This window comes from Sphingobacterium lumbrici, from assembly GCF_006476045.1.
Classification (GTDB): Bacteria; Bacteroidota; Bacteroidia; order Sphingobacteriales; family Sphingobacteriaceae; genus Sphingobacterium; species Sphingobacterium lumbrici.
The window spans coordinates 1-1,495 of the sequence record NZ_SRZY01000019.1 but is presented as its reverse complement, the minus strand read 5'-3'; the positions used below and the strand labels follow the sequence as shown (position 1 = coordinate 1,495).

The 1,495-nt window shown below is 39.2% G+C and carries 1 protein-coding gene; it reads left to right on the top strand.

Going from position 1 to position 1,495, the window contains the following annotated elements:
* Nucleotides 1-79: 79 nt before the first annotated feature.
* Nucleotides 80-1,437 (top strand): IS3 family transposase gene (locus E4F24_RS05380; RefSeq protein ID WP_394344453.1). Its coding sequence is split into 2 segments (ribosomal slippage): nt 80-395 and nt 395-1,437, totalling 1,359 coding nucleotides; the frame shifts between segments, so codons are not numbered across the junction.
* Nucleotides 1,438-1,495 lie beyond the last annotated feature (58 nt).

The following is a 1,495-nucleotide window of genomic DNA, read 5'->3' as shown; positions in this document are numbered from 1 at the left end:
TGTAAATCGTCAGCAAAAAGTGGACACACTATTATAAAAACTTAAGGAGAGTTTTCAAGAAAAACAATTAGATTTAGATATGGAAACTCCAAAGAAAAAGAGTACTGAAAAATTTGTAAAAGACATCCGCAAAAACACGCGTCGTATTTTCACATCCGAACAGAAGATTTTGATTGTGATGGAAGGTCTTCGGGCGGAGACTTCGGTAGCCGAATTGTGCCGTCAGCATAGCATTTCGCAATCCCAGTTTTATGCTTGGAATAAGGAATTTATGGAGGCTGGCAAAAAACGTTTGAATGGCGATGTTGTCCGTGAAGCGACCAGCGATGAGGTCGCGGAATTGAAGAAAGAAAATGCGAGATTAAAAGAAATTGTAGCCGATCTGGTGGTTCGCTACGACATTGTAAAAAAAAGTTTGGACATGCTGGATTAATCCATAAATACCGAAAATATATGCGATTATCAGCAGGCGAGAAATACGAGATTATTCAATCGGTCACCAGGAGTGAAATCGGTGTTAAACGGACATTAGAGAGCTTTGGCATTGCTCGAAGCACTTTTTACAAATGGTACCAAGGGTATCTAACAAAGGGTTATGAGGGTTTAGAAAACGTTGAAAGAAGCACAAAAAGGCAATGGAATAGCATCCCTGAAGAACAGAAAGATTTGGTGGTAAAAGTAGCTTTAGAGCATACCGAGCTATCTTCCAGAGAGTTGGCTCATAAAATCACGGACGAACAGCAGGTTTTCATTTCAGAATCAAGTGTTTATCGAATCTTGAAGCAACGCGATTTAATTCCTGCACCGAATCATTTTCTTCTTTCAGCAGCCAATGAGTTTAAGGATAAGACCGCTTTTGCGCATCAAATGTGGCAGACAGATTTTACTTATTTCAAGATCATCGGTTGGGGCTGGTATTATTTGAGCACGGTTTTGGACGATTACAGCCGCTACATTATTCATTGGGAACTTTGCGATTCGATGAAAGCCGAAGACGTCAAAAGAACGATAGACACAGCGATAACAAAAGCCAAATTGAAGTCCAAGGCAAAGCCTAAATTACTCTCAGACAATGGTCCTTGCTATGTTTCGAATGAACTGAAAACGTACTTGAAAGACACCTTAAAAATGAAACAGGTACACGGTAAACCGATGCATCCGCAGACCCAGGGAAAGATAGAACGTTACCACAGGACAATGAAAAATGTGGTCAAATTGAATAATTTTTACCACCCCGAGGAGCTCATCGAAGCCTTGGGAAAGTTCGTCGATAATTACAACAATAAACGCTATCACGAATCCCTGCAAAATCTGACTCCAGCGGATATGTATTACGGAAGATCAGAGCTGATTTTGAAGAAAAGAAGGGAAATAAAAACGAACGAAATCAACAAAAGAAGACAGTTGTATAATCAAGAAAAATTAATAAATTTATAACACGAAATCCTCCTTAAGGTTTTGAACAAAAATGTCCAATTTAGTTTGAAGACGTACA